This is a genomic window from Nocardia glycosmidis, from assembly GCF_052545115.1.
Map to the genome: position 1 here is coordinate 1 of NZ_JBQWRH010000043.1, position 3,242 is coordinate 3,242.

General features: G+C 66.2%; 3 protein-coding genes. All 3 read right to left on the reverse strand.

What is annotated here, in order from left to right:
- Positions 1-19 precede the first annotated feature (19 nt).
- Genes ACT86A_RS27340 through ACT86A_RS27350 form a run of 3 tightly spaced genes read right to left on the reverse strand, consistent with a single transcriptional unit; the run spans position 20 to position 3,011 of the window.
- Entirely contained in the window at positions 20-1,555 is a 1,536-nt protein-coding gene (locus ACT86A_RS27340; RefSeq protein ID WP_445095103.1) for a site-specific integrase, read from the reverse strand.
- Positions 1,552-1,887, reverse strand: coding sequence for a helix-turn-helix domain-containing protein (locus ACT86A_RS27345; RefSeq protein ID WP_445095104.1), 336 nt, complete (start codon positions 1,885-1,887; stop codon positions 1,552-1,554). Before ACT86A_RS27345 ends, ACT86A_RS27340 begins: the two co-directional genes overlap by 4 nt.
- Positions 1,884-3,011 carry a tyrosine-type recombinase/integrase gene (locus tag ACT86A_RS27350; protein ID WP_445095105.1) on the reverse strand — a complete coding sequence of 376 codons (1,128 nt, stop codon included), beginning with the start codon at positions 3,009-3,011 and terminating at the stop codon, positions 1,884-1,886. Before ACT86A_RS27350 ends, ACT86A_RS27345 begins: the two co-directional genes overlap by 4 nt.
- Positions 3,012-3,242 lie beyond the last annotated feature (231 nt).

Sequence of the window (3,242 nt, forward strand, 5' to 3'; positions counted from 1 at the left end):
GACTGGTGAGAGCGCGTATTCAACTGTCGCGTGTTGTCGGAGGAGTCCATCCGGTGGGTGACCGGTAGCGAGGGGTGGTGACGTAGCGGCTCCAGACCACCGCTGCCTCGGCGGCGAGTTTCGTCGTGGTGACGTGGTGATAGCCGAGCGCGTCGGCGACGACGGGGGCGGGCATCTGCTGGACGTGCTGTCGCATGGCCGATGTCCGGCCTGGAACGTTGAGGACGCCAAGCGCTTTCAGCAGTCCGCCAAGGGTTTCGGGGTGCATCGGTTGCCCGGCCCGCCGTCCGGGGAACAGCCAGCGCGAATCGCGGTTGGTGGCGGTGTTCATGTTGGTGCGGCTGTCGATCCAGGCCAGCAGGATTTCGGCAACCGGTTCCGGGACCGGCGCCGCGGGTTCGCCGAGGCGCAGGAGCACGAGATCGCCGTCGTGGATGACATCGTCGATGGTGAGCCGGACGACGCGGGTGAGCGGTTGGGCGTAGAGCAGCACGATCGCGGCCGCCGCGCGTGAGCGTAATGGCTGGTCGGAGGCTGTCAGAATGTGTCCGAGCAGTTCGATTCGCTCTTCCGGGGGCATGGGTGGTCTTCGCTTCACCGCCGGTGCGGATAGACGGAATTGCCGCGTGAGCTGGCTGTTCATGCACCACAACAGAAAGGTTCGCAGGCAGCGTCGGCGGTGGGGGCCGTTCTGGGCGTGCCATGCGTCGATGTTGGATTGGCTGCTGGCAGCGAGCGTGACCCCTTGTCCTGCAAGCCATTCCAGGAACAGTGTGGCTTGTTTGACCTGGTCGTGGGCGTGGCGTCGAGCCGGTGCGGTGAGAGGTTTCCGTTCCGCTTTGGCGCGCAGCTGGGGCAGCAAGTGCCAGGTGGCATAGCGACGGATGATCTGGGTGTGGTCCGGATCGGTGATGGTGGCGAGGTGGCCGGGCAGCCAGCGTTCGAACCCGCAGATCTGTTTGTCGATGACGGGCAGAACACCGCAGGCCATGAGCAGTTCCCGCAGATGCGCCGCGGCCCGCCAAGGTTCGAGAGTATGGAACGCCTCGTGGGTCAGCTCGATCTGTCCGCGTCCGAGTTCGCGCAGCAGGTCCGCTGGGGTTCGATTCTTCCCCTTTCGGGGGTAAAGCCAGGTCAGGCCTGATAACGGGTTGTTCATCGCGAGCAACCGATCGGCCAGGGGAACAAGCTCGGGCCTGATCCGGCCGGTGCCGTCGTCGAGCAGTCCGGTGAGCTTGTCGGTGAATGTGCAACGGGTGCAAAGGCGTTGAGCGTGGAGTTTGCCTTCGTCGCCGCAGCGCGAGCACCGATAGTTCGCGGTGAATCCAGCGCAGTCGGTGCAGATCGGATCATGAGAGTCCGGCGCCAGCCCGGGCAGCGCCCGGTCCTCGCCGCAGCCGGGACAACGGCCTCGGAGGCGAAGGGCGCGATCGCAGCAGGTCCGGCAGAGCGTGCCGTCGGGCCACCATGCGGTGACGTGGGCGTATCGGCCGCAGCGGGCGCACTCGCGACTTTGCCAGCGGGCGAGCTGTTCCCGGGTCGGCCGAGTGCTCATCCTTCGGGCAAGATGCGCGCCGGCCGGGGCCGCAACTTCGCGACGACCGGCGGCCGATCGGTCGCGTCCGCGGTGCCGGTCTTGCGGACTCCGGCGTTCTCGGCGGTGGTGATCACCAGATCCGCCGGGGTGCAGGCCAGGATGTCGCAGAGCGCCGAGAGGACTTGCAGCGACAGTCGTTCTGGGGTGCCGGACACGAGTCGATGAACCTGGGAAGCGGACAGGTCGATGCCGCGCTCGCGTAGCAGCGGAACCAGTTCGGTGGCGGTGAAAACGCCTTGGCCGGCCATGATTTCGCGCAATCGCCAGGTGTAGCCGATGGAACGTTTCATGCGTGCTTGCCTTTCTGGGACTCGAGGGCCGCAGCGACGGTCGCATCCATTCGCCGCCGCAGGGTGCGGGTGCGGAAGTCCGAGGACACGCAGGTGTAGATCGACGTCGTGCTCGCGTGCTCGTGGCCGACCTGTTCCTGCACGAACCGAGGATCCCAGCCGTCCTCGATCAAATGCGTGACGTAGGAGCGGCGTAGCGAATGGAAGTCGAGCCCGTCGTCCAGGCCGAGGGCGTGGCGGTAGGCGACGAACCGGGAATTGAGACGCTGGCAGCCGATCCGCGGCCCGCGTTCGGACGGCCAGGCCGCCGGGTTGCCGTCGGCACCGAGCAGCGGCCGGACCTCGGTGAACCATTCATCGAGGACATCGACGGTCCAGTCCCACACGGTCAGCACTCCGCGCCGTTTCGGCGGCGACCCCTTCTTGGCCTTGCCGAATCGAACCTGGCAGCGGCCGAACTGCCCGAACTCCGGCGCGTGCGGATTGGCGCCGAAGTCAGCCGCATCCAACATCCGAGTTTCGTTGCGCCGCAACCCGAATGCGTAAGCAGTCTTGAACAGAGTGGCATCCCGGAAGGCGGGTAGCCAGCCCTTGCGGCCGAAGGCCCGGATCCGGGCCACTTCGTCGTCGCAGTGGGCGAAGAACGCGTGCAGCTCCGCCTTGGTGAACGCTCGCTTCTTCGGATCGGATTCGTTGTCCTGGACGTGCGCGGCGGTGTTCCACTCGTGCACCACCTGGACCGGGTGCGTGCCGAACCGGTCCTCGCAGGTGGTCGGCCACTGGTAGAGCGGGTCAGTGACGAAGCCGCAGAACGCCCGGATCGCCTCGGAGTAGGAGCGGATCGTCGTGCGCTTCAGATCTCGCAGCGACCGCAGGTCACCGAGCCATTCATCGATCATCGCCGGACTCCATTGCCACGGAAAGGCATTCACGTAGGCGGTGAACGCCTTGACCGTGCGCTCCCGGCTTTCCACCGTGGTGCGGGCCAGATTCCGCGCCAGCTGCTGATTCGCGAATCCAGCCAGCATCGCGGTGAACACCTGCTCCTCCGGCCGGAGCAGCGACACCCCGTCGACGAGGTGCAGCCGCGCCGCACCTGGCACCGAACCGCCGAAACCCGCCAAACCGGCCCACCTCCATCGGTCGCATCAGATGCGAGAAAGTCGCATCGTATGCGACCCGTGATGGAAGCCGCAGGCAGTTGCGTCAGACAGGCCGTTTCGGGGCCTTCAGCCGTCTATCCTCATCGGTGCCGACACAGCCGAATCCCTCTGGCAGAGGCTGGATCCGCCACCCTCGAACCGGTCGATGTGCACACTGTCGCGAGTTCGCATCCAATGCAATTGGCGGCGAAA